Annotated in this window: 23 protein-coding genes; 14 read left to right on the top strand and 9 right to left on the bottom strand. The window is 64.8% G+C overall.

Annotated features, from left to right (window positions below):
* From AB4136_RS23885 to AB4136_RS23835, 11 genes are all read left to right on the top strand, one after another.
* Positions 1–2,427, top strand: a complete 2,427-nt coding sequence (locus AB4136_RS23885; protein ID WP_137900348.1) for a phage tail tape measure protein — start codon at positions 1–3, stop codon at positions 2,425–2,427.
* Entirely contained in the window at positions 2,424–3,674 is a 1,251-nt protein-coding gene (locus tag AB4136_RS23880) for a DNA circularization N-terminal domain-containing protein (protein ID WP_024923245.1), read from the top strand. Before AB4136_RS23885 ends, AB4136_RS23880 begins: the two co-directional genes overlap by 4 nt.
* Positions 3,671–4,867, top strand: a complete 1,197-nt coding sequence (locus AB4136_RS23875) for a phage baseplate assembly protein (protein WP_024923246.1) — start codon at positions 3,671–3,673, stop codon at positions 4,865–4,867. Before AB4136_RS23880 ends, AB4136_RS23875 begins: the two co-directional genes overlap by 4 nt.
* Positions 4,867–5,259, top strand: coding sequence for a phage baseplate assembly protein (locus tag AB4136_RS23870; RefSeq protein ID WP_024923247.1), 393 nt, complete (start codon positions 4,867–4,869; stop codon positions 5,257–5,259). Before AB4136_RS23875 ends, AB4136_RS23870 begins: the two co-directional genes overlap by 1 nt.
* 20 nt (positions 5,260–5,279) lie before the next feature.
* A complete protein-coding gene (locus AB4136_RS23865) occupies positions 5,280–5,525 on the top strand; it encodes a PAAR domain-containing protein (RefSeq protein WP_244431183.1) in 246 nt (81 codons plus the stop codon).
* 68 nt (positions 5,526–5,593) lie between these two features.
* A complete protein-coding gene (locus tag AB4136_RS23860) occupies positions 5,594–6,046 on the top strand; it encodes a phage GP46 family protein (RefSeq protein ID WP_024923249.1) in 453 nt (150 codons plus the stop codon).
* A 131-nt stretch (positions 6,047–6,177) separates the two neighbouring features.
* A complete protein-coding gene (locus tag AB4136_RS23855; RefSeq protein ID WP_244431182.1) occupies positions 6,178–7,188 on the top strand; it encodes a baseplate J/gp47 family protein in 1,011 nt (336 codons plus the stop codon).
* Positions 7,185–7,772, top strand: coding sequence for a YmfQ family protein (locus AB4136_RS23850; protein WP_024923251.1), 588 nt, complete (start codon positions 7,185–7,187; stop codon positions 7,770–7,772). The genes AB4136_RS23855 and AB4136_RS23850 overlap by 4 nt, the downstream gene beginning before the upstream one ends.
* Before the next feature lie 9 nt (positions 7,773–7,781).
* On the top strand, positions 7,782–8,768 hold the full coding sequence (locus AB4136_RS23845) for a hypothetical protein (protein ID WP_024923252.1): 987 nt from the start codon (positions 7,782–7,784) through the stop codon (positions 8,766–8,768).
* An 11-nt stretch (positions 8,769–8,779) separates the two neighbouring features.
* Positions 8,780–9,274 carry a DUF4376 domain-containing protein gene (locus AB4136_RS23840; protein WP_024923253.1) on the top strand — a complete coding sequence of 165 codons (495 nt, stop codon included), beginning with the start codon at positions 8,780–8,782 and terminating at the stop codon, positions 9,272–9,274.
* Between the two features lie 141 nt (positions 9,275–9,415).
* The gene (locus AB4136_RS23835) at positions 9,416–10,222 is read left to right on the top strand and encodes a DNA adenine methylase (RefSeq protein ID WP_024923254.1); all 807 of its coding nucleotides are present in this window, start codon (positions 9,416–9,418) and stop codon (positions 10,220–10,222) included.
* A gap of 352 nt (positions 10,223–10,574) precedes the next feature.
* On the opposite strand, the gene AB4136_RS23830 is transcribed toward AB4136_RS23835, so the two are convergent.
* The 8 genes from AB4136_RS23830 to AB4136_RS23795 form a co-directional block, all read right to left on the bottom strand.
* On the bottom strand, positions 10,575–11,540 hold the full coding sequence (locus tag AB4136_RS23830; protein WP_137900727.1) for a branched-chain amino acid ABC transporter permease: 966 nt from the start codon (positions 11,538–11,540) through the stop codon (positions 10,575–10,577).
* A gap of 4 nt (positions 11,541–11,544) precedes the next feature.
* The gene (locus AB4136_RS23825; RefSeq protein ID WP_024922262.1) at positions 11,545–12,435 is read right to left on the bottom strand and encodes a branched-chain amino acid ABC transporter permease; all 891 of its coding nucleotides are present in this window, start codon (positions 12,433–12,435) and stop codon (positions 11,545–11,547) included.
* A complete protein-coding gene (locus AB4136_RS23820; protein WP_024922261.1) occupies positions 12,435–13,148 on the bottom strand; it encodes an ABC transporter ATP-binding protein in 714 nt (237 codons plus the stop codon). The genes AB4136_RS23825 and AB4136_RS23820 overlap by 1 nt, the downstream gene beginning before the upstream one ends.
* Complete coding sequence (locus AB4136_RS23815; RefSeq protein WP_137900728.1) at positions 13,141–13,878, bottom strand: ABC transporter ATP-binding protein; 738 nt, start codon at positions 13,876–13,878, stop codon at positions 13,141–13,143. Before AB4136_RS23815 ends, AB4136_RS23820 begins: the two co-directional genes overlap by 8 nt.
* 131 nt (positions 13,879–14,009) lie before the next feature.
* Positions 14,010–15,212, bottom strand: coding sequence for an amino acid ABC transporter substrate-binding protein (locus AB4136_RS23810; protein ID WP_171020937.1), 1,203 nt, complete (start codon positions 15,210–15,212; stop codon positions 14,010–14,012).
* Positions 15,213–15,280: 68 nt separating this feature from the next.
* A complete protein-coding gene (locus AB4136_RS23805) occupies positions 15,281–15,670 on the bottom strand; it encodes a nuclear transport factor 2 family protein (protein ID WP_024922258.1) in 390 nt (129 codons plus the stop codon).
* Between the two features lie 16 nt (positions 15,671–15,686).
* Positions 15,687–16,481 (bottom strand): MoaF C-terminal domain-containing protein, encoded by a 795-nt coding sequence (locus AB4136_RS23800; RefSeq protein WP_024922257.1) that lies wholly within the window; start codon positions 16,479–16,481, stop codon positions 15,687–15,689.
* 18 nt (positions 16,482–16,499) lie between these two features.
* Positions 16,500–17,288 carry an SDR family NAD(P)-dependent oxidoreductase gene (locus AB4136_RS23795; protein ID WP_024922256.1) on the bottom strand — a complete coding sequence of 263 codons (789 nt, stop codon included), beginning with the start codon at positions 17,286–17,288 and terminating at the stop codon, positions 16,500–16,502.
* Between the two features lie 201 nt (positions 17,289–17,489).
* Between AB4136_RS23795 and AB4136_RS23790 the strand changes: the two genes are divergently transcribed.
* From AB4136_RS23790 to AB4136_RS23780, 3 genes are all read left to right on the top strand, one after another.
* The gene (locus AB4136_RS23790) at positions 17,490–18,989 is read left to right on the top strand and encodes an aldehyde dehydrogenase family protein (RefSeq protein ID WP_081766801.1); all 1,500 of its coding nucleotides are present in this window, start codon (positions 17,490–17,492) and stop codon (positions 18,987–18,989) included.
* A 4-nt stretch (positions 18,990–18,993) separates the two neighbouring features.
* The gene (locus AB4136_RS23785) at positions 18,994–20,583 is read left to right on the top strand and encodes a GMC family oxidoreductase (RefSeq protein ID WP_024922254.1); all 1,590 of its coding nucleotides are present in this window, start codon (positions 18,994–18,996) and stop codon (positions 20,581–20,583) included.
* A 185-nt stretch (positions 20,584–20,768) separates the two neighbouring features.
* Positions 20,769–22,190 carry a coniferyl aldehyde dehydrogenase gene (locus tag AB4136_RS23780; RefSeq protein WP_024922253.1) on the top strand — a complete coding sequence of 474 codons (1,422 nt, stop codon included), beginning with the start codon at positions 20,769–20,771 and terminating at the stop codon, positions 22,188–22,190.
* Positions 22,191–22,215: 25 nt separating this feature from the next.
* On the opposite strand, the gene AB4136_RS23775 is transcribed toward AB4136_RS23780, so the two are convergent.
* Positions 22,216–23,109 carry a LysR substrate-binding domain-containing protein gene (locus AB4136_RS23775; RefSeq protein ID WP_024922252.1) on the bottom strand — a complete coding sequence of 298 codons (894 nt, stop codon included), beginning with the start codon at positions 23,107–23,109 and terminating at the stop codon, positions 22,216–22,218.
* Positions 23,110–23,111: the final 2 nt, after the last annotated feature.

The raw sequence follows: 23,111 nt of genomic DNA, 5'->3' as shown, positions 1-23,111 counted from the left end.
GTGTCCGGCAGGTCGATGGCATTGGATGTGTTGGTGCGGCTCCGGGATCATCTCTCGGGGCCGCTCCGTTCGCTCAAGAACAACCTGTCCAGCCTGGTCGGTTTCGCGCGCAAGATCGGCGTCCTGGGCGCCGCTGTTGCCGGCATTTCCTTCATGGGACCGATCCAGGAAGCGGCGGCTTTCCAGCAGAAGCTGCTCGATATCGCCGGCACCGCGGAACTGACCGGCAAGGCGGCGTTTGCCTTCGTCGATCAGGCCGAGATCCGCTATGATGCACTTGCCTTCAAGATCGGCCAGCATTCCGACACCATCGCCGACGGCGTCGGGCAGATGATCGCAGCCGGCGTCAACCCGAAGCTGATTGACGCGACGATCGGCGACATCGGCCGCGCGACGACGGCCGCGAACGCCAGCTTCGCCGACATGTCCGGTGTCGGCATATCCATGCTGAACAATTTGAAGCTTCCGGCCGACCAGATGCGCGACAGCCTCGGCGCCCTGGTCGTCGCCGGCAAGCTCGGCTCCTTCGAGCTTAAGGATATGGCCGCCAGCTTCCCGAACCTCACCAGCGGTGTCGCGAAATTCGGCGTCAAAGGCCGCGAGGCGGTGAACTTCCTGGCGTCCGCCCTGCAGATTGCCCGCAAGGGCACAGCAGATCCGGCCACGGCCGCCAACAATCTGGCCAACTTCCTGGACAAGGCGCTGGCGCCGCTGACGAAGAAGAACTTCGAAAAGCATGGCGTCGACATCGAGGCCGTCATGATGGACGCCGCCGCCAAGGGCATGAACCCGATCGAGGCGGTGATCCAGAAGATCGGCAAGCTGACCGGCGTCAACGAAACCCAGATCGCGGGCTTCATGAAGAAGGCCAAGCAGAACGGGCTCGAAGGCGCGGAGGCGCTCGGCTATGTGCGCCAGCAGCTGGAGGCGATCGGCGCGGCCGGCAAGGTCGGCGAGCTGTTCCAGGACAAACAGGTTCTCGACTTCCTGGTCCCGTTCCTCGCCAATATCGACGAGTACAAGGACATCAAGTCCAAGGTGGCCGCCGCCACCGGCGCGATCACCGACGCGGACTTCGACACCCAGATGGCCGGCATCAACCGCCAGCTGACTATTTTCCGCGAGGTTGGCACCCAGGCCGTTCGTTTCGTCGGCATGGCCTTTGCGCAATGGCTGCCGACCTTGAACGAATGGGCTATCGCTGCCTTGGGCTGGCTTCGCGAATTCGATGCTTCGTCCGGTGGTATGGCAACCAAGATGCTCGTGTTCGCCGGCGCCGGCCTCGGCGTGGCCGCAGCACTCGGCGTGCTCGGCTTCGTCTTGCCGATCGTCGGCGCCGGCCTGGCCGCGATCGGCGCGCTGATCGGCATCATTCTGTCGCCGATCGGGTTGCTCATTGCGGCGCTCGCAGGCGGTGCGGCGTTCATCTGGAAGAACTGGGATCGGTTCGGCCCGCGCCTGATGCGGCTGTGGGATCGGGCCAAGCAGGGCTTCCGGTCATTGGCCGGCGATGTCGTCGATCGCGGTCGACGCATCATTGACGCCGGGCGCGATATGGTCAGCCAATATGGCCCGATGATCCAGCGCGGTTTCGAGCGCGCCTGGGCGGGTGCTGAGTTCGCCGGATCGAAATTCCTCGGCGGGTTCCAAAAGAACATCGCCGGCATCGGTGACAGCTTCTCGCGGTATGTCTCGGCCGTGGTCGAGGATTTCCGAATTCTGCGCGACATCGGCTCGAACATCGGCCAGATCGTCAGCAATGTCTTCGCCGGCAGCGGCATCGACTGGGGCAAGGTGTTCGGCGATATCGGTGGCTTCGTCGGCGGCCAGCTGAAGCAGACTGCCGATGACTTCGTCGAACTGGCAAGGTCGGTCGGGGATGTGCTGAAGGCGATCCGCGAGATCACCAACGCCCTGGCAACCGGTGAGCCAATCCCGTGGAGCAAGATCATGCCGGACGGCGTCGTCGCTGCGTATGAGAAGGTTGTAATAGTGATTAGCCAGGTGAAGGCGGCTCTCACTGACTTCGCGGCCTGGCTGTCCAAATTCTCCTTGCCCACGATCAACCTCAATCCGTTCGGTGCTGGTAGCAGTGCCAAGACTGGCGACGTCCTGCCGAACGGCACGCCGGCCGGAGATCCGAACAAGGTCGGCCCGAGCGGCATGCCGGAAGATCGCGAACGGGCCCTGCAAGACTTCACCGTGCCGCCGGTCCGCCCGCCTGCCAACAACAACAAGCAATCCTCGCTGCAGCCGGCCGCCAGCAGCCGTTTCGCCGCGATCGCGGCGCCGGTGCGCCAGGACGTCAATGTCGGCGGCGCCGTCCGCATCGTGGTCGACGGGCCTGCCAAGGTTGCGAGCGTGGCTTCGGACAATGCCGCCGTGCCCGTCCAGGCCGGCAGCGGACGCATGGTGGGCCGGGTATGATCTTCGACAGCGTCGCTCACGTTCTTCCGGGCTGCTTGCCCGCGTCCTTTCGCGGCATCGGCTTCTTCGTGCCGGACACTTCGACCGAAGCCGGTCGCAGGGTGGCGGAGCACTTGTTCCCAGGCACCGACCGTGCAGCCTATGACGATCTCGGCTTGCATCCAGCCGCCACCTCGATCGACGGCGTGCTGGTCGGCGATGACTATGTCGCCCAGGCGCGCACCCTGCGGGCCGCTTTCGAGCGTCCAGGTCCAGGCACGCTGATCCACCCCTGGTGGGGCGTCATGACCGTCATCCTGGGCGAGCCGGCCGAGATCTCGTTCTCATCGAGCGAGTTGCGGGTTGCGCGCTTCACCGCTTCCTTCAAACTGGCTCGAACCGGCTTCAACGGGTTCTTGAATTCCACTGCCGCCACTCTCCTCGGCGCGGCGTTGAACTTCGCGTCGACCCTCACAGCGTTGGGCAGCTCGCCGGCCAGCCGAACGATCTCGCGCGTTCAGGATCTCGCGACGCAGCGCTCAACCAGGCTGCTCAAGAGCGAGTGGCTCACCCTGCCGGCAGGAAGTGCCGCTGCCGTCGTTCGATCCGCCTTGCCGGGGTCGATGCCGGCCGGGCCGGCTGCGTTCACCAATGCGGCTATGGCGGTGACCGATACCGTTGTGCAGCAGCTGCAGGGCAATGACGATGCCGCCGTTTCGCCAGCAGCGGAGGCCCCAGTGCCGATTGCACCCGTGACGCCGGCACAGATCGTCGACCTGTTCATCGGCGCGTCACAGCGGTTCACTGTCCAGCACGCCGAGGCGCCTTCGACCACGGATAGCGTGCTGTTGCTCACCGCTGCAGGCGACCCACTGGGGAAAGCGGTCGGTCTCTCGGTCCAGATCGAGCATGCCAGCCGGGAGGATGCCCTGGCTTTGCGCGGCAGGCTGGTCGGCGCGATCGACGGCTTTACCGACGCGCTGGCCGGCATCGAGGACATGCAGTTTACGGCTGTCACGACCGCCGCCAGTCGCGCAGCCGGCGACCTGCGGGCCGCCGTGATCGCGGATATCAACGAGGCGATCGGCCGGCTGCCGTCCCTGATCGTGCGCACATACGATACCGAGACGGATGCCTTCGCGGTGGCCAACGATCTCTATGGCGACCGACCGGAGACGATCGAGGCCGGCTATCGCTCCCTGGTCGAGCGCAACCGACCGAGGCATCCGGCGATGTTGCAAGCCGGACGCGTCGAGGCGCTCAAATGAGCCTCACGTTGCAGATTAACGGCGTCCTCTATGAGGAATGGACCAGGGCCGAGGTCACCCGGAACCTGAAGGATTTTTCGGGGTCGTTTTCCTTCACACTCCGCGATGGCGTGCGCTCGATCTCGACTTTCGATTATGCATCGCCTCGGGCGATCTTCAGGGTACGGCCTGGAATGGAAGTGAAGTGTCTCGCTGACGGCGCCCTCGTCCTGCACGGCTACATCAAGAAGGTCGAGCCCAATATCGACGAGGAGCATGCGGAGGTCAGCATATCCGGGGAGGACAAGGCCGGCGACTTGATCGATTGCGCTGCCGTGCCCGAGGGGCCAGGCGAGTTCACCAACATAAAGCTGGAAGATGCCGTCAAGCGCATCGTCGCGCCATTCGGTTTGAACGTGCGGACCGAGATCGACACAGGCAAGCCCTTTCCCCGCTACGCGCTGGATCTCGGTGAGACGGGACACTCCGCAATCGAGAAAGGCGCGCGCCAGCGGCACGCCCTGGTGATGAGCGATGGCGTCGGCGGTGTTGTCATCACACGCACAGGTGCCAAGCGAGCGCCGGCCGATCTCACTCTGCCGGGCAATGTGAAGGGGTCACGCGCGACCTTCAGCCACGAGGGCCGTCACTCTAAGACGATCGTGCGCGGTCAGAGCGAGAAAGCCAGCGGTGATCGCGATAGTCGCTCGGCAGCGCTGACGCCAGGGACCGAGCCGGCCGATCCGGGAAATCGTCAACCCAGCGACGGATCCGCGTACGAGCGCGAGCGGCGTGGGACAGCCACCACAGGACGAGCGACGGACCCGGAGATCGAGCGCTACCGCCCGATCGTTCACTTGGCCCGTACACAGGCCGACGAACAGTCCGCCAATGACGAGGCTGACTGGCGCATGCGGACCGCCCGAGCAAATGCCGAAGAGGCCAACTATCGCGTTCACGGCTATTCGGTCGGTGGCCGCGTCTGGCGTGTCAATGAGATGACGTTCGTCTCCGACGCATTCCAGGGCATCGAGCGCGACATGCTGATTTCGACGGTGACGTTTCGGAAGGACGAAAGCGGTGAGGAAACCGAACTGACCGTCACGTCGCCGGAGGCCTACGACAAGAAGGCGTCGGGCTCGCGCCGCAAGAACCTCAAGGGCAAGAAGAGCGTCGGTACCGGCAAGCTCGACGGAACTGCGGAGAAACTGTGATGGACAAGGAAACCGCCGACAAGATGCGCGGCATGATCCGCCGATCGGTGCTGAAGAATGTTCGCGACGACGGCGAGACCCAGCGCTGCTCGGTTGAAGTCGCCGACGGCATCTGGCGCGACGATGTCGAGATCCTGCAACCGTTCGGCTTTGCCTCGTCGGTGCCGGAGGATGGCGCGCTGGCGATCGTGCTGTCGGTCGGCAGCGATGAAGGCGACCTGGTCGTCTTGCCTGTCGCCAACCCTTCGAAGCGCATGGGCGGCCTGAAGCCTGGCGAGGTCGGCATGTACAATGGGCATGGCGACAAGATGGTCATGAAAGCGGGCGGCGCGATCGAGATGGGCAGCGGCGCCAGCATCACGCTCAAGTCGGCTGCGGGGCACCTCGAATAATGGCGCAACTGATCGTTCGCTTGGGTGACACCTCAGATCATGGTGGCGCGGTTGTCTCCTCCAACACAAAATGGCCCTGCGAAGGAGCGCTGATCGCCCGCAAGGGTGACATGTTCAGCTGCCCGATACCTGGCCATGGGGTCAACCCGATCGTCACCGGCTCGGGCAAATGGAAATGCGAAGGCATGCCGATCGCGCGCCAGGGCGACAAGACGGCATGCGGCGCCAGCCTGATATCCGGCGCCAGCAAATGGGATTGCGCGTAAGAAAATCCCACGGCCCGCCCGCCTTGGCGGGCATGATCCGGGACACGCGCGCGCGGTAAATCCGCACCATGTTCTTCGATCTCGCGCTGACCTACAATCCGTCGACGCGCCGCTGCGATCTCGCGGTCGGCGACGATGGCGATCTGGTCATCGACGAAACCTCCATCACGCCAGTACTGCTGTCGATAGGCCTGGATCGCCGCGCGTCGCCGGACGATCCGCTACCCCAGGCTCGTTCCGAATTCCTGACCTCGGCATTCGCGGAGCGTCGCGGCTGGGCCGGTGATGCGCTGGATCCACGGGGCGAGCGTGTTGGCTCGCGTCTCTGGCTGCTCGACAGGGCAAAGGAGACCGAAACCACGCGGCTCTTGTTTCAGTTTTGGCTGGAAGAGGCGCTGGCCTGGGCTGAACCGGAGACTGGCAATCCGGCCGAGCTGGATGTTTCGTGGGTGCGCCCGCAAACGCTCGGCTATCGCATCCTGGTAGCCGACGCCGCGCTCTCGATTTCGGGAGGCCGCTGATGGCTTGGCAAATCCCTAGAACCAGCGCCATTGCCGAACGGATTGCAGGCGCACTGGAGACCCTGATCCTCGCTGTCCGACCCAACATCGACCCAATCGCGCTGTCGCGGGCCGTTCGCTCGCCACGCGGCATGTTCGCGATCCTCGGCAGGGCTGTCGCCATGGAAATGCGCGGTATTCACGATCACATCGCATGGTGGAGCCGCCAGTATTTTCCCGACACCGCAGAAGACGAGTTCGCTGATCGACACGCCTCAATCTGGGGTGTCGAAAAGCGGCTGGCGACCTTTGCTGTCGGCAGCGTGCTTGTGGAAGGTGTTGCCGGCACGCCCTTACCCGCAGACCTGGAATTTGCCGCCTCCGATGGCGTCACGGTTAAATCCACGGCCGTGACCGCCATAGGTGCTGGTGGCACCGTCTCGATCCCCGTCGTCGCCTTGGTTCGTGGGCCGGCAGGCAACATCGCTGCTGGCATCCGGCTACGAACGGCTGCTCCATTTCCCGAGATCAGCCGTGCGACGGTGGGCGCTGCCGGTTTGGCGGGCGGCTCGCCCGAGGAAACGGCGCGCGAACTGAGCGCCGCAACGATCAACCGTATCCGACAGCCGCCTCATGGTGGTGCCGGTTTCGACTATCCCGAATGGCTGCGCGAAGCGTTCGACGTGCGCGCCGTCGCGGTTGTTACCGACTGGATCGGCCGTGGGTCGGTCGGTGTTGTGGTGGCAATGAAGGACGGTCTTTTCGGCAAGGCACCGACAGCTGGTGAGCAAACCGCGATGCTCGCCCATCTCGGCGCTCCCGGCTCGTCAACAGGCGTGCGTCCGGTAACCGCCAATGTGGTGGTGGTCCCGGCCGTTACCCATTCGCTCCCGATCACCGTACGCACCCGACCCGACACGGTAGCCATTCGAGCCGCCGTCAGCGAAGCCTATCAGCGCTTCGTCGCGACGATCGGTGACGCGGAGGATACTCAGAACGCCGGGCCGATCGGGGCACGGATCGAGCCGTCGCGGATCTCGGAAGCTCTTTCGGCCGCTGCGGGCGAATACGCGCATGACCTGCTCGTGCCGGCTGCACCCTTCACGCTTGCCCGCGATCACTATCCGGTGCCTGGCGAAATCACATTCGTGGCGCCGCTGTGAGCAGAACCGTTCCCACCATCCTTGGCAGTTTGATTGGCAAGCTACCGATCGGTTGGGTGCTTGCCTTCCGGGGCGGCGTGCTGGACGCGCTGCTTGACGCGTTGGCGCATCCGCTCGCGGATGCCGAGGCCGAGGCCGAAGCGCTGATGCGGGAGATCGACCCGCGCACTGCCGTTCGGCTGCTGCCGGACTTCGAACGCGTGCTCGGCCCGGATCCGTGCGGCCGCGATCTTGGCAACCGGACTGTGGAACAGCGCCAGCGCCAGGCGCACCAACGTTGGACCGCGCGTGGAGGGCAGAGTGTCTCCTATTTTGTCGAGACTGCTGCCCGCCTCGGGGCCGCGATCGAGGTCGAAGAGTTCTGGCCGTCGAAGGCCGGCGTCTTGCGAGCGGGCCAGCCGTTGGTCGCTGAAGGCGAGCAATTTACCTGGCGCGTGAAGCTCGCCCTGATTTCCCAATGGTGGTTCCGCGCTGGCCAGAACGTCGCTGGAGATCCGCTCGGCGGATACGCACCCAGCGACATCGAATGCGAACTGCGCAGGCTCAAGCCAGCCCACACCCAGCTTGTCTTTATCTATCTCTAGGAGCCCGGAATGGAACGCGTTAACGGCCAAGATTGGGTGGACATTGGTGCAGGCAAGAGAGGCTTTCGCAGTCAAAACGCCGGTGCCGGCGTGCCCGGCACAGAAGTCACGGCCGCTTTTCTAAACAGCCTCCAGGAGGAGCTGGCGGCGATCATTGAGTTCAATGGTGGCGTTCTGAACGAAGCCGACCGTGCGCAGATCTCGAAGATGTTGTGGTGGATGCGCCGGAAGGGCGATTATGTGTCTGCCAATGGCACCGCCAATGCCATCACCGTGACGCTAGACCCTGCTCCGGCCGGTTATGTTCTGGGCATGACGATCGACGTCGAGATCGCCATTGCCAATACCGGCCCTGTGACGATCAAGGTCAACGACCTCGGTGCCAAGAGCGTCAGGCCGATCAGCAGCGCGGCGCTCCTGACGGGTGGTGAATTTCAACCGTTCATGGTCGTTCGATTGACCTATAACGGTGCTGTCTTTGTCGCCAGCAACATAGCGGCCGCCGATACCGTTCGCGGCACCGTTTCGCTTGCGCAGATCAAGAAGACCAGCGGCGATGCCTTCAAACAGGCCTCGACCGTCATCGATTGTACCCGCCGCCCGCTGGCGCCGACACCCGTCAACAATGTGCTGACAGTTATCACTCCCGTGTCGTTGACGGATGACGGGCAGGCCGATTGGCAGATCGTGGGCTCAAAGATTGTCTGCCAGAAAGCAGGCCGGTTTGCTTTCTTCGCGTCCTTCGGCCTCAACCTCATCAGTGCGAATTTCGCCCTGGCAATGAACGCGGGGGTCTATTTCAATGGGGCCGAATTCCTGAACACCTCAAACCGGGTACAGAGCGCATCCCTGAACACAACGTACGGCGGCGGAGCCGACGTGAAAGATGCCGTTGTCGGCGACTACCTTGAATTCAGGTGCTTCATCGACGGCATGCCGGCTGGCGCCGTCGTCAACTATGGAGCACGCATCTCCGTCCTGCGTCTCGCGGTCTAAGGGAGCTGAAGATGGCCACGATTGAAATCACCCGAGACGACCTTGTCGTCATAGCGCCACAACTGCCGGCTGGCGTCGTCTATGACGGCAGTCATCTGGAGATCGCAGATGCCGACGCCGAAAACGTCGAGGCGCTGATCGATGACATCGCCAATCTCCGATCGGCTGCTCTGAAAAGCTCGCTGCTGGTTTATGCGGCCGACAAACGCTGGCGTGTGGAAACGGGCGGCATCGTTGTCGGTGGGATGTCGGTGGCGACCGACGACAGGTCCAAGCTCATGATCACCGGAGCCCGCGTGAAGGCGGACAAGGATGCGGCCTTCACGACGAATTGGAAGACGCCGGCGGGATTTGTCGAGATCGACGCAGCCACCATCATTGCCATCAGCAATGCGGTCCTCGATCACGTCGACGCCTCCTTTGCCATCGAGGGCGCAGTTCTAGCTGGCATCGAGGCTGGCACCATCACCACGCAGGCACAGATCGATGCGGCCGACTGGCCTTAGCAGCGCAGACGCCCGGAGCCAGGCTCCGGGAAGGCGGGCCTCTGTCGGCAAACTTCGACCCGCCTGACGACACCAGAGATAACGTCACGCCTGCGGCCCTTTCGGGCGGCGAGACGGTGACTGATTCTCAGAGGCTCGGATATGGGCATTCACGATGAGTTCGCAGCGGTCACACCAGTTCATCCGCCAGCACCTTACATCGGTGGCAAACGGAAGCTGGCAGCGCGTCTAGTCCAACAGATCGGCGCTGTTCCTCATCGCACCTATGCCGAGGTCTTTGTCGGCATGGGCGGCGTCTTCTTCAGGCGGCAGAAGCAGCCGAGAGCCGAAGTCATCAATGATCGCAACGGAGAGGTCGCCAACCTCTTTCGGATCCTCCAACGGCACTATCCGCAGTTCATGGACACGCTGCGATGGCAATTGACCGGCCGACGCGAGTTTGAGCGTCTGCAGGCGAGCAACGCCGCCTCGTTGACCGACCTGGAGCGCGCCGGCCGGTTCCTTTACCTTCAAAAGACGGCATTCGGCGGCAAGGTCGCTGGCCAAAGTTTCGGCGTCGATCCCAGTTCGTCGGCAAGCTTCAACCTCACACGCCTGGAGCCCCTGCTTGCGGAGGTTCATGAACGGCTTGCTGGTGTCACCATTGAGTGCCTGGATTGGCTTCCCTTCATTGATCGCTACGATCGCGCTGAGACCCTCTTCTATCTCGATCCGCCGTATTTCGGATCGGAACGTGACTATGGCGCAACCCTGTTTGGCCGGGAGCAGTTCGAGGTGATGGCCGAGCGCCTTTCACGCCTGAAGGGTCGCTTCATCCTCTCCATCAACGACGTGCCTGCTATCCGCAAGATCTTCGCGGCGTTCGACCAGGATGAGGTTCAGCTGAACTATACGGTAGGCGGGGGAAAGGGTCGGCCTGCGCGGGAGTTGATCATAACCCCGCGATGAAGGCTCAAAGCAGGTTCGAGGGCGCATTGAAGCTCCTTTTAAGCCATAGCTCGTGCTCTAAAACCGCGTGTCAAAAACTCAAAACCGCGCGGCGCGCTACACCCGTGAGGGCGATGGGCCGATTGTGGCGTGTGCCCCGAGGGCGTGGATAAATCCGCGAACGATTTTTCGCGTGGTTTTCGGCAAACGACTGAACAGGCGAGGTTCTTTCTTTGGACTCGCGCGCACCACCGCGCTTTCTGTCCACATCCTGCACCGCGGTGGAACGGTGACGAAGACAGCGGCGGTTCGGACGCGCCGGCGACACGCAATACAGCGGCGTGGCGAACGGTTGCGCTTGCGCGAACCGGCCTTATGCACGCGCCGCGGCCGGGCGCAGGCGCGCCAGGCCTTTCGGCAGGTACAGCATGGCCAGGATGATGGTGAGACCAGAAATGATCGGGTGGTAGTCCGGCACGAAGATGCGGGCGAGATCGAACACCGCATACATGACGAAGGCGCCAAGGATCGGCCCGAGCAAGGTGCCGGTACCGCCCACCACCGTCATCATCAGCGGCAGCAGCATCCAGTCGAGGCTGAACACCGAATCCGGGCCGACATGGAAGATGTAGTAGGTGTAGAGGCTGCCGGCGATGCCGGCGATGAACGCGCTGGCGGCGAAGGCGGCCACCTTGACCTTCAGCGTGTCGATGCCGTTGGCGGATGCCGCCATCTCGTCGTCGCGCACCGCGATCAGCGCCAATCCGTAACGCGAGCGCATCAGCCAGCCTATGGCAAGCGCGGTGCCGACGGTGAGGCCGAGCCCGGTCCAGTAATGCGGCATCAGCGTCTCGAACGTGCTGGACGGCGCCACCACGCCGAAGGCGCCGCCGGTGAAATCGCCGCCATTGACGAATATCACCTTGACGATCTCGCCGAAGCCGAGCGTACCGAGCGCGAAATAATCGCCGCGCAATTTGGAGAGCAGCGGCAGGCCGATCAGCGCGGCGGCGAGTGCCGCGACCAGCCCGCTCAGCACCATCGTCACCGGGTCGAAATAATAGATGCGCGGGAAAGCCTGGTAGAGCGAACCCCACAGATAGTTGCCGCTCCACAGGATGGCCGTGGTGTAGGCGCCAAGCCCGAAGAAGGCGTGCGAGCCAAGGCTGATCTGGCCGCCGAAGCCGGCGATCAGGTTCCAGCCCTGCGCCAATATGGCGTAGACGAACACGAAGAACAGGAAGGAAAAGGCGTAGCTGTCGATGACGCCGGGCCAGAGCGGCAGCAGCGCGAGCACGACAACGGCGGCGGCGAGCCAGATGCGGTTTTGGGCAAACATGGCCTTACGCCTTCTTGTAGGGCCGGCTGAACAGGCCTTCGGGTTTGAACATCAGCACGGCCAGGAAGACGCCGTAGGCGATGGCGTTGGTCCAGCCGCCCGAGATGAAGAACTGCACATAGGCCTCGATCAGCCCGAGGATGATGCCGCCGGCCAGCGCGCCGACGACATTGCCGATGCCGCCGAGCGCCAGCGCCACCAGCGCCTTGAGTGAAAAAATGAACCCGGCAAAGGGGTTGAAGGGAAATGTTGTAGCAACCGCGACGCCTGCGGCACCGGCCAGCGCAATGCCGATGGCGAAGGCGATCGCATTGACCTTGTGCGGGCTGATGCCCATCAGCGTCGCCGCCGTCATGTCCTCGGACGCTGCCCTCACCGCCTTGCCGACCAGCGTGTTGCGCAGGAACAGCACCACCAGGCCGGTGCCGGCCAGCGCGATCAGGAAACCCATCGAGCGGGTGAACGAGGTGCGCACGCCGAGGAACTCGATGCCGCTTGCCGTGTAGCTGGTGACGACGGCGGCGGTGTTGCCGCCCCAGATCACCGTCATCAGGTTCTGCACCAGGAACATGACGCCGACCGCGATCAACAGCGAGATGTTGCGGTCTTCTTCCGCCGCCGCCTTGCGGAACAGGCCCTGGTAGATCAGCCAACCCGCGCCGAAGCCGACCGGCACCATGATGGCGAGCGACAGGAACGGGTCGATGCCGAGATGCTGGAACAGCGCCCGCACCAGATAGGCGGCCAGGATGATCATGGCGCCCTGCGCCAGGAAGATCAGCCGCATGGTGCCGAAGATGAGGCTCAAGCCCACCGCGGCGACGCCATACATGGCACCGCCGAGCGCGCCGTTGATGGATAGCTGCAGGAAGATGTCCGGCGAGGGCAAGGTCATCACAGCTCCAATACGCCCATATAGGCTTTCTGAACTTCGGGATCGGCGATCAGCTCGGCGCCGGTGCCCTGCATGGCGATCTCGCCGGTCTTCAGCACGAAGGCGTGGTCGGCGATCTTCAGCGCCTGGTGGATGTTCTGCTCGACAAGCAGGATGGTGACGCCCTGCCGGTGCAGTTCCTCGATCAGCTTGAACATCTGCTGCACCACCAGCGGCGACAGGCCGATCGACGGCTCGTCGAGGATGAGCAGCGACGGCTCCGACATGGTGGCGCGCGCGATCGCCAGCATCTGCTGCTCGCCGCCCGACAGCGAGCCGGCCTTCTGCCCTGCCCGCTCCTTGAGCCGCGGAAACAGCGCATAGGCCTTCTCCAGCGACTGCTTCATGCGGGCCCTGGCCTTTGGCTGGAAAGCACCGAGTTCGAGGTTCTCCAGCACCGTCATCTGGCGGAACAGGCCGCGCCCTTCCGGCACATGGGCGATGCCCATGCCGGCGATCTCCTCCGGCGCGCGGTTGAGCAGGGAAGCGCCTGAAAGCAGGATTTCACCGCGCTTCGGCTTCAACAGGCCGGAAATGGCGCGCATCAGCGTCGTCTTGCCGGCGCCGTTGGCGCCGACGATGGCAACCACCGTGCCCGCCTCGACATGGATCGAGACGCCCCACAGCGCGCGCACGTCGCCATAGGCGACTTCGAGGTCTTTTACTTCAAGCAGCCGGTTCGCCAAGATAGGCCTCTATGACTTTGCGGTTGGCGACGATTTCGGCGGGCGTGCCGTCGGCGATCTTGACACCGTGGTCGAGCACGACCACCCGGCTGCACACCTTCATGATGGCGTCGACCTTGTGTTCGACCCAGAGGATGGAAATGCCTCTTTCCGCGCGCGTGCGGCGGATGACCTCGACCATCTGGCGGATTTCGGTCGGGTTGAGCCCTGCCATCGGTTCGTCGAGCAGGAGCAGCGCCGGGCTCGACGCAACGGCGCGGGCGATTTCGAGCAGCCGGCGGTCGGACAGCGTCATATGAGCGGTGGTCACGTTGCGTTTGGCGGCAAGTCCGACCAGTTCCAGCGCCTGTTCCGCCGCCTCGGCGGCGTGGCGCACGCGGCCGCCACCACCGTAGACGGCGCCGACCATGACATTCTCGAAGGCGGTCATGGTGAGAAAGGTGCGCACCAGCTGGAAGGTGCGGGCGATGCCGAAACGGCAGATGTGATGCGGCTGCGCGCCGGTGATGTCGCGTCCACCGAACATCACCTTGCCGCGCGTCGGCGCGTAGATGGCGGTGATGACGTTGAACAATGTCGACTTGCCGGCGCCGTTCGGCCCGATCAGTCCGACCAGCTCGCTACGGCCGACGGCAAGGTCGATGCCGTCCAGCACGACCAGACCGCCGAACCGCTTGGTGACCGCCTCGAGGCAAAGCACCGTCCCGTCTGGCTGCATGAATTGTTCCATTCCCCGATTTTCGTGGCAGGCAGCCGAACCGCACGCCTGGCGGCGGCGGATCGGCGGCCTCGTGCGGGACGAACGGGGCGACGCCTTTGCGGCGACGTCGCCCCGCTGCCCACCCCCTATCAGCGCTTGTCCCAGGCCGGTGCCGGCTTGTAGGTCCAATCGCCGTTCGGGAAGATCAGCTGATGCTTGCCCTGCCACCATTGCGTGGCGACGGACGGGATCAGCGCAAAGCCACCCTCGTCGAATTTCAGCGGTCCGACGACGGTGTCCTTGAACTCCTGGTTGAAGACGGCGTCGTGGACGGCGCTGGCGTCGGTCGAGCCGGCGCGTTCGATCGCCTGGAACAGCACCTGCGCGTTGGCGTAGAAGGCGCCGACGGTGACCGAATCCTTCTTGTACTGGGCCTCGTAGCGATCGCCCAATTCCTTGGCGCCCTTGTAAGGATAGCTGGCCGACCAGAAGCCGTCGGTCAGGACGTAGTCGGAATCCTTGCCCAGCGCGTCGTGGAATTCGCCGGTCCAGGTGCCCTTCCAGCCGTGCAGGTAAGGCACGCTGAAGCCGAGCTCCTTCATCTGGCGCATCAGCGTGATGGTGTCGGCGGGTGAGCCGAACACCAGCATGGCGTCGACATCGGCCGCCTTCAGCTTGGTGATCATCGCCGAATAGTCGGTCGAGCCGGTCGCCCAGGGATCGTTGAAAGCGAAGGTATAGCCATATTTCTTTGCCGCCGCCTCGAAGGCACCGCCAAAGCCCTTGCCGTCGGGCGAATCCTCGGTGACCAGCGCCGGGTGTTTCGGCCGCTCGTTTTCCGGCAGCTTCTGCCAGATCTCGAACGGCACCTCGGCGCCGGGACCGGGATGGAAGAAGAACAGCGCCGAATATTTGAGCTTGAGCGGCTGCCACTCGAACGGGAAGGCGCTCGTGATCATGTAGAACTTCTTGTATTTCTCGGCCACGATCGCGCCGGCGACGTTGAGCGGGCCGGAATGGGTCGACAACAGGATGTCGACCTTCTGCACCTTGACGAGGTTCTCGATCGCCGAGGCCACCTTGGCCTCAGCGCTCTCGTCGTCGGCAATGACCAGTCGCACCGGCAGCTTCTTGCCGGCTTCCTTGATCATGATGCCGCCGGCCTTGTTGATGTCCTCGACGGCCTGCTTGTAGGCCCATTCCTGTTCCTTGCCGTCGCCGGCGAACGGACCGGTCAAGGAGACCGGCGCGCCGATGACGATCTCATCACCGGCGGCATTGGCGACGACGGTCGCGCCGGCGCTCAGCACCGTGGACAGCGCAAGCGCCGCCATCATTCCTTTCAGGCTCATTTGCATTTTCTCCTCCCAGATCCGGTCCCGCCAGCCCCACGCCGGTCGGGCCATGCCCCCAAAACCCGTCAGCCGGTCGCCTCCGCGACCAGTTTGGTGTCGGTGAACTGCTCGAACCGCAGCACCTTGCCGTCCTCGACATCCCAGACATGGACGACGCGTGCCTTCATCGGCCGGCCCGTCCGCTTGTAGGTGCCCGAATAGGTGCCGATGCCAAGCACGGTCGAACCGCCGTCGACCAGCCTCTCCAGCTTAAAGGTGTAACCCTCCCACTCATCGCCGATGCGCTTGAACACGCCTTCGATGATGGCGACGGCACCGACATAGGTGCCGGCGTAGGGAAAGCCCGCCATTTCGGTCCAGGCGGTGCGGTCGGTGATCGGCGCCATCATCGCCGCCAGATCCTTGTTGTCGGAACCGGCGTAATGCGCCTTGATCGCTTCGTAATTCTTGCTCATGGCTTCACCCGCGCGCTCAGACCGGCGCACGCCCCTCGTCGTAGACAGTGGTGGATTTCTTCTCGATCAGTGCGCCGGCGGGCTTGTTTTCGACCGCGCCGGTCGAAGTCACGCCGAGGAACTTGCCGGTCGAGCGCATGCCGTCCCAGTTGTAGAAGAAGAGCGAGGCGACCGGGATGATGAATTCGCGGAAGCCGAAGACATACTGGTTCTCGGCGAACTTCCAGGTGGTGGCGAGATCGACGTCGCCATGGCCGCGCTGCACGCCGACAAGGTTCTGCCAGGCATAACGCTGCGACGACAGGTAGACGTGTTCGTAGAGATGGTTCGGGCTGTATTGGTAATGCGCGGTGAGCCCGATGAGGTCGCGCGTCGGTGCTGGCTCGATGCCGGTAGGCGCCGCCGAGGCATCGCCAAGAACGCCGGCCAGCCAGGTTTGCGCGACGCGCGGCTCGCCCGGCGCCTCGCCGGCATCGCGCACCCGCTCGCGCACCGAAAGCACGCGCCGTGTCCGCGTGTTGACGATGAAGGCTTCGTCCTCGGTGGTGCGCGCGCCGAAGGTCATGTTGATGAAGAAGGTGTCGGGCGCGACTTCCAGCGCCTCGTACCAGTCGACGCCGGCCTCCTTGCCCTCGCCCCAGGCGACGGTGTCCGGGCTGGTGAAGGCGAGATCGACCTGGCGCCCGCCCTTCAGCGTGATCTTGAAGGTCTGGCCTGCCAGGGCCTTGGTCGTCGGCAGCCGGTTGGTGGCGATGCCGGCTGCGAAGTCGTCGAAATGCTTCCAGTCGGCCGGTCTGTTCACGTCGTTCATCACAAGGTCCTCAAAGGCTCAATCGACAAAGGCTAGGGTCGGCAGGTCGACCACGGTGGCACCGCCGTCGACGGTCAGGATCGACCCGTTCATCATTGCGGCCTCGTCGGAGGCGACGAAGCAGATGACGTTGGAGATTTCTTCCGGCGTTGCCGGGCGGCCGAGCGGCACATCCCTGGTGACCAGCCGGTAGGCCTCGTCGACCGAGGCCAGGCCGTGTTTCTCGACGACGACCTGCATCTGCTCGTCAGCCATGGCGGTCGCCACCCAGCCGGGGCAAATCGTGTTGGTGCGCACGCCGCGGCGGCCGTAGTCGCGCGCCAAGGATTTGCCGAGGCCGACGCAGGCATGTTTCATCGTCACGTAGCCGGCGGCGGCCGGACCGGCGAACAGGCCGGCGATGGAGGCAACGACAACGATGTTGCCCTTGCGCGAGATCAGGTCGGGCAGGCATTCGCGGGCACAGACGAAAGTGGTGTCGAGATTGGTGCGGGTGGCAAGCGCCCAGGTCTCGTCGCTCATCGAAATGGTCGGGCCGACGCCATGGCCGCCGGCATTGGCGATCAGCATGTCGACCAGGCCGAACTTCGCATGCACCTGCTTCAGCGCGGCGCGCACAGCATTGGCGTCGGCGGCATCGCCCTGTACGATCAGCGCGTTGGTGTCACCCGCAACCGCTTCGAGCGGCTCGCGCCGGCGTCCCATCAAAACGATGTTGGCGCCCTCTTTCGCCATGCGCCGGGCAACCGCCGCGCCGATGCCGGTGCCGCCGCCGGTGATGAAAGCCGTCTTGCCGGAAAATCTCATTTCGATCCTGCCTGTCGCGACCGCAAGGTGCGGCCGTCCTCTGTCGCCAATAGTGCGATGTCGACCGGCGGGCGTCTTGTCCGAACGGGAACTTTGTTTTGACTGAACGTGCACTGGCCCGGTGATCGTCTTGCGGCCCGCGCATGCGGTTCCTACCCCTGACTGCACGGTCGAACGACGAACCGATGCCAGGAGGAAGCCGTGAACGAAAGAATAGCACCGCCCATCAGCGCAGCCGCAGCCGCCTTCCTGGCGCGCAGCCATCGCCCGTTCATCGACGGACGCTTCGTCGATGCCGCCGGTGAAGGCCTGCCGGTGGACGATTCCGCCACCGGCGAGATCGTGGCCCGCGTTCCGGAGAGCGGCCCGCAACTCGTCGACCTTGCAGTGCGCGCCGCCCGCGCCGCGCTCGACGGCCCGTGGGGCAGCATGCGGCCCGTCGACCGGCAACGGCTGATGCTGAAACTCGCCGATCTGGTCGAAGCCGACGCCGACCTGCTCGCCGAGATCGAGAGCATCGAAAACGGCAAGTCGCTCGGCGTCGCTAAAATGCTGTCGGCCGGCGGAACGGTCGACTGGCTGCGCTACTATGCCGGCTGGGCCACCAAGATCGAGGGTTCGACGTTCCAGGTCTCCATCCCGGTGCCGCCCGGCGCCAAGCACCACGCCATGACCGTGATGGAACCGGTCGGCGTGGTCGGCGCCATCGTGCCGTGGAATTTTCCGCTACTGATCGGCACCTGGAAGATCGCGCCGGCGCTTGCCGCCGGCTGCACGGTGGTGTTGAAGCCGCCGCATGAGACGCCGCTTGGCTTGCTGAGGCTGGCGGAACTGATCGAGGCGGCCGGCTTTCCGCCCGGCGTCGTCAACATCGTGCCCGGCTCCGGCGCCGTCACCGGCGAGGCGCTGATCAACCATCCCGGCATCGACAAACTGACCTTCACCGGCTCGACCACTATCGGCAAGCGCGTCGGCCACGCCGCCGTCGACCGTGTCGCCCGCTTCACGCTGGAACTGGGTTCGAAATCGCCGATGATCCTGTTGTCGGACATGGAGGACGGCATCGAGCCGCTGCTCGCCGGCCTCGGCATGTTCTTCAACCAGGGCCAGGTCTGCACCTCGGCCGCCCGTATCCTGATCGAAAAGCCGATCTATGAGCGCACGCTGGCAAGGCTGGCCGAAATCGCCGACGGCATGACGCTGGGCGCCGGCCGCGACGAGGGTGCGCAGATCAACCCGCTGGTCTCGGCCAAGCACCGCCACAGCGTGATGGGTTACGTCGAGCGCAGCCTCGCCGCTGGCGCCGAGCAGATAAGCGGTACGCGCACCGTGCCGGCCAAGGGCCACTATGTTGCGCCGACCATTCTGCACAATGTCTCGCACGACATGGAGATCGTGCGCGAGGAGGTGTTCGGGCCGGTGGTCGCCGCCATGCCGGTCGCCGATCTGGATGAGGCGATCCGCGTCGCCAACGACACGCGCTACGGACTTTCGGCCTCGATCTGGACGCGCGACATGGGCAAGGCGATGACCGCCATCCACGCGCTGAAGGCAGGCACGGTGTGGGTGAATTCGCACAACACGCTGGACGCCGCCGCACCGTTCGGCGGCTTCAAGCAGTCCGGCATCGGCCGCGAGCATGGCCGCGCCGCGCTCGAGGGCTATCTCGAGACCAAGACCGTCATCATGCGGTATGCCTGAACCGATGACGGAAAATTTCGACTACATCATCGCCGGCGCCGGTTCCGCCGGCTGCACGCTGGCGAACCGGCTGGTCAATGCCGGCAAGCGTGTGCTTCTGGTGGAGGCAGGCCCCGCCGACAACACCCGCTTCATCGACATGCCGGCGACCTTCGCCAAGGTGATCGGCACGGCGCGCAGCTGGATTTATGAATCAGACCCGGAACCTGCCGTCGGCGGTCGCAGATTGCCGATCCCGCAGGGCCGCACGCTGGGCGGCGGTTCATCGATCAACGCCATGCTTTATGTGCGTGGCCAGCCGGAAGATTATGACGGCTGGCGCGACCTTGGCTGTCCCGGCTGGGGCTGGGACGACGTGCTGCCGGTGTTCAGGCGCCTGGAGCGCAACGAAAGACTGGCCGGCGAACGCCATGGCGACGCCGGCCCCCTGCCCGTTTCCGACCCGCGCCATCGCCACCCGCTCTCGCTCGCTTATGTGCGGGCGGCCCAGCAGGCCGGCTATCGCTACAATGACGACTTCAACGGCGAACGCCAGGAAGGTGTCGGTTTCTACCAGACCACGACCGGCGGCGGCGAACGCCAGTCGACCGCGAAAGTGTTCCTGAAGCCGCTGGCCGGCAATGCGCGGCTGAAGATCGTCACCGACGCGCTGGTGACCGGCCTGATCCTGGAGAACGGCGCGGCGCGCGGCCTTTCCTACACCACCGCTGGCGGCGGTCAGCACATGGCGACGGCCGAAGCCGAGGTGATTTTGGCCGCCGGTGCGCTGGGCACGCCGAAGATCATGCTTCTGTCCGGCTTGGGACCGGCGGCCGCGCTTGCCGGCCTCGGCATTCCGGTGATCCGCGACATCGCGGCCGTCGGCGCCGACTACCAGGATCATGTCGCCGCCCCGGTCTATGCGCTGACGCGCCAGCCCATCTCGCTGCTTGGCGAGGATCGCGGCCTGCGCGCGCTGCGTCATGGCGTCCAATACGTGCTTTTCCGCAACGGGCTGCTCGCCTCCAACGTGGTGGAAAGCGGCGGCTTCTTCGACACCGACGGCGACGGCCGGCCGGACGTGCAGTTCCACGTGTTGCCGGTGATGATCGAAAGCGCCCAGCACGGTTCGATCGAACGGCACGGCATGGAGATCAATCCCTGCGTTCTGAGGCCGAAATCGCGCGGTTCGATCGCCTTGCGCTCATCAGATCCCAACGAGCCGATCCGCTTCACCACCGGGTTCCTCTCCCATGCCGACGACAGGGCGACGCTGCTTGCCGGCATGAAGATCGCGCGCACCGTGCTGCGCCAGCCGGCGCTGCAGGCGGTGGTGAGCGAGGAACTGGCGCCGGGCGCCGCCGCCGACCTCTCCGACGCCGCGATCCTCGACCATATCGAGAAACACGCGAAAACCGTCTACCACCCGTCCGGCACCTGCCGCATGGGCACGGACGCTACCGCCGTGGTCGACCCGCAATTGCGGGTGCGCGGCGTGCCGCGACTGCGCATCTGCGATGCCTCGATCATGCCGCGCCTCACCAGCGGCAACACCAACGCGCCGGTCATCATGATCGCCGACCGCTGCGCCGATTTCATCCTCGCCGGCGCCTGACCGTGCCGGCCGCGGCCGGTGTGGGCCTTCCGCACCGGCAACCATGCCCCACCACAAAGCTGTTGACGCTCACGTAAATCGGGAGTTCCATTCCCGTATGCGTACGGAGATTTCCGGCGCGCCATCGCATTTTATGCGTTTTCAATGCGTTACGGCCGGACAGTCAAAAAAGGGTGGAGGAAAGCATGCTGCATGTCAGACCCGATTTGCTGCGCGAACGCTTCGAGGCACAGCGCCGCGCCTTCGCCGCCGAGCCATTCCCGACGCTGGTCGTGCGCAAGGACCGGCTGAAGCGCCTGCTGGCGCTGACCGACAACCACGAAAAAGCCATTTGCGAGGCCATCGCCGCCGATTTCGGCAGCCGCTCGGCGCATGAAACCCGCTTTGCCGAGCTGTTCGTGGTGCGCGCCGGCATCAACCACGCCATCTCGCATGTCGCCTCCTGGATGCGCGCGCGCCGCGTCGCCACCAGCCTGCCGTTCCTGCCGGGCTCCAACCGGCTGGTGCCGCAGCCGCTCGGCGTCGTCGGCGTCGTCTCGCCCTGGAACTACCCGTTCCAGCTGGCCGTGGCGCCGGCCACCGCAGCCCTTGCCGCCGGCAACCGCGTGCTGATGAAACCGTCCGAACTGACGCCCGCCTTTTCGGCACTGCTCGCCGACCTCGTCGCCCAGCATTTCGCGCCGGAGGAAGTCGATGTCGTTACCGGCGACGCCGAGACCGGCAAGGCCTTCGTCTCGCTGCCCTTCGACCACCTCATCTTCACCGGCTCGACGGCGGTCGGCCGGCAGGTGGCGCTTGCAGCCGCCGCCAACCTGACCCCGGTGACGCTGGAACTCGGTGGCAAGTCGCCGGCGATCCTCGATCCGTCCTGCGACATGGACGCGGCGGTCAGGAGCATCGCCTTCGGCAAATTGCTCAACGCCGGCCAGACCTGCATCGCACCCGACTACATCATGGTGCCGCAAGGCCAGGCGGCGGCCGTGACCGGCAAGTTCGCCGAAGCGGTGAAACGCTTCTATCCGACGCTGAAGGCCAACAAGGACTATTCCTCGATCGTCTCCGACCGCCATTACCAGCGGCTGACGGCGCTGGTCGAGGAGGCGCGCGCCGGCGGTGCCGAGGTGACCGAGATCAACCCTGCCGGCGAGACATTGCCGCCAGAGGGCCGCAAATTCGCGCCGACCCTGGTGCGCAACGCGCCGGAAGACAGCCGGCTGATGCGCGAGGAAATCTTCGGGCCAGTGCTGCCGATCCTCGAATACGCTTCGCTGGACGACGCCATCGGCCACGTCAATCGGCACGACCGCCCACTGGCGCTGTACTGGTTCGGCACCGACACGACGGCGCGCGAACGCGTGCTGCACGAGACGATTGCCGGCGGCGTCACCGTCAATGATTGCCTGCTGCACATCGCGCAGGAACGCCAGCCCTTCGGCGGCGTCGGCGCCAGCGGCATCGGCGCCTATCACGGCGAATGGGGTTTCCGCACCTTCAGCAAGGAAAAGCCGGTCTTCCTGCAATCGCGCTTCAATGGCGGCGCGCTGCTGCATCCCCCATACGGGGCGATGTTCGAACGCGTTTTGAAGATGCTGAGGCTGGTAACCTGACGGCGGAAGCGTCAGCCGGGACAGCCTACCGGTCCGGCAACCCTTCGCCGATCAGCCGCATGAATTCGGTCTCGGCGGCGGTGGCGTAGCGCTCCTTGTGGCGCAGCATGTAGAAGCGGCGGCGCGGCACCGGATAATCGACGGCGATCAGGCTGCCGGCGGCGAGCGCGTTGGCCGCGACGAGGCGCGACATCACCGTCACCCCTGCTCCCGCCGCCACCGCCGTACGCACTGCCTCGTTGGTCGGCAGCACAAGGCCGATGTCGATATCGGCCTCGGCGATGCCGTCCTTGCGCAACATGGCGGCGAGCGTGGAACGCGTTCCCGAACCGCTTTCGCGCAACACCCAGCTGGCCGAACCCAGCACCGGCTTCTCGTCCTTGCCGAGTTGTCCCCAAGGATGCCCGGCCGGCGCCAACAGCACCATCTCGTCCTCGGCCACCGTAGTGACGGCAAGGCTCGGCTCGTCGACCTCGCCCTCGACGAAGCCGAGATTGGCCTCGCCGTCGCGCACATGAGCGGCGACCGTCTCGGTGTTGCCCATGGTTAGCGACACGCCGATGCCGGGATGCTGCGAACGGAAGGCGTGGATGAAACGCGGCAGCCAGTAATTGCCGACGGTCTGGCTGGCGCCGAGGCCGAGCGAGCCGACCTTCAACCCGGCGAGATCGGCCAGCACCAGTTCGGCGGCGGCGGCGCGCGCCAGCACCGACCTCGCCTCGGCGAGAAACAGGCGGCCGGCATCGGTCAGTGCGATCCGGCGGCCAACGCGGTCGAACAGCTTGGTCGCATAACGCGCTTCAAGAGCAGCAACGGCAGCACTTGTCGCCGATTGCGTCAGGTTGAGGTCGCGCGCCGCGTTCGTCACATGCTCGCGTTCGGCGACGGCAACGAAGATGCGCAACTGCTCCAGCGTCATTC

It is taken from the genome of Mesorhizobium sp. 2RAF21 (genome assembly GCF_052115345.1).
GTDB classification, from domain to species: domain Bacteria; phylum Pseudomonadota; class Alphaproteobacteria; order Rhizobiales; family Rhizobiaceae; genus Mesorhizobium; species Mesorhizobium terrae.
This window is presented reverse-complemented; position numbering and strand designations above follow the sequence as displayed.

Bases quoted from the DNA above. Each gene is read 5' to 3' on its own strand.
- AB4136_RS23780 (WP_024922253.1), top strand. From the start codon at position 20,769: ATGCTGCATGTCAGACCCGATTTGCTGCGCGAACGCTTCGAGGCACAG.
- AB4136_RS23800 (WP_024922257.1), bottom strand. From the start codon at position 16,481: ATGAACGACGTGAACAGACCGGCCGACTGGAAGCATTTCGACGACTTC.
- AB4136_RS23840 (WP_024923253.1), top strand. From the start codon at position 8,780: ATGGCCACGATTGAAATCACCCGAGACGACCTTGTCGTCATAGCGCCA.
- AB4136_RS23825 (WP_024922262.1), bottom strand. From the start codon at position 12,435: ATGACCTTGCCCTCGCCGGACATCTTCCTGCAGCTATCCATCAACGGC.
- AB4136_RS23855 (WP_244431182.1), top strand. From the start codon at position 6,178: ATGTTCGCGATCCTCGGCAGGGCTGTCGCCATGGAAATGCGCGGTATT.
- AB4136_RS23835 (WP_024923254.1), top strand. From the start codon at position 9,416: ATGGGCATTCACGATGAGTTCGCAGCGGTCACACCAGTTCATCCGCCA.
- AB4136_RS23830 (WP_137900727.1), bottom strand. From the start codon at position 11,540: ATGTTTGCCCAAAACCGCATCTGGCTCGCCGCCGCCGTTGTCGTGCTC.
- AB4136_RS23785 (WP_024922254.1), top strand. From the start codon at position 18,994: ATGACGGAAAATTTCGACTACATCATCGCCGGCGCCGGTTCCGCCGGC.
- AB4136_RS23795 (WP_024922256.1), bottom strand. From the start codon at position 17,288: ATGAGATTTTCCGGCAAGACGGCTTTCATCACCGGCGGCGGCACCGGC.
- AB4136_RS23870 (WP_024923247.1), top strand. From the start codon at position 4,867: ATGGACAAGGAAACCGCCGACAAGATGCGCGGCATGATCCGCCGATCG.
- AB4136_RS23815 (WP_137900728.1), bottom strand. From the start codon at position 13,878: ATGCAGCCAGACGGGACGGTGCTTTGCCTCGAGGCGGTCACCAAGCGG.
- AB4136_RS23810 (WP_171020937.1), bottom strand. From the start codon at position 15,212: ATGAGCCTGAAAGGAATGATGGCGGCGCTTGCGCTGTCCACGGTGCTG.
- AB4136_RS23845 (WP_024923252.1), top strand. From the start codon at position 7,782: ATGGAACGCGTTAACGGCCAAGATTGGGTGGACATTGGTGCAGGCAAG.
- AB4136_RS23875 (WP_024923246.1), top strand. From the start codon at position 3,671: ATGAGCCTCACGTTGCAGATTAACGGCGTCCTCTATGAGGAATGGACC.
- AB4136_RS23860 (WP_024923249.1), top strand. From the start codon at position 5,594: ATGTTCTTCGATCTCGCGCTGACCTACAATCCGTCGACGCGCCGCTGC.
- AB4136_RS23775 (WP_024922252.1), bottom strand. From the start codon at position 23,109: ATGACGCTGGAGCAGTTGCGCATCTTCGTTGCCGTCGCCGAACGCGAG.
- AB4136_RS23880 (WP_024923245.1), top strand. From the start codon at position 2,424: ATGATCTTCGACAGCGTCGCTCACGTTCTTCCGGGCTGCTTGCCCGCG.
- AB4136_RS23805 (WP_024922258.1), bottom strand. From the start codon at position 15,670: ATGAGCAAGAATTACGAAGCGATCAAGGCGCATTACGCCGGTTCCGAC.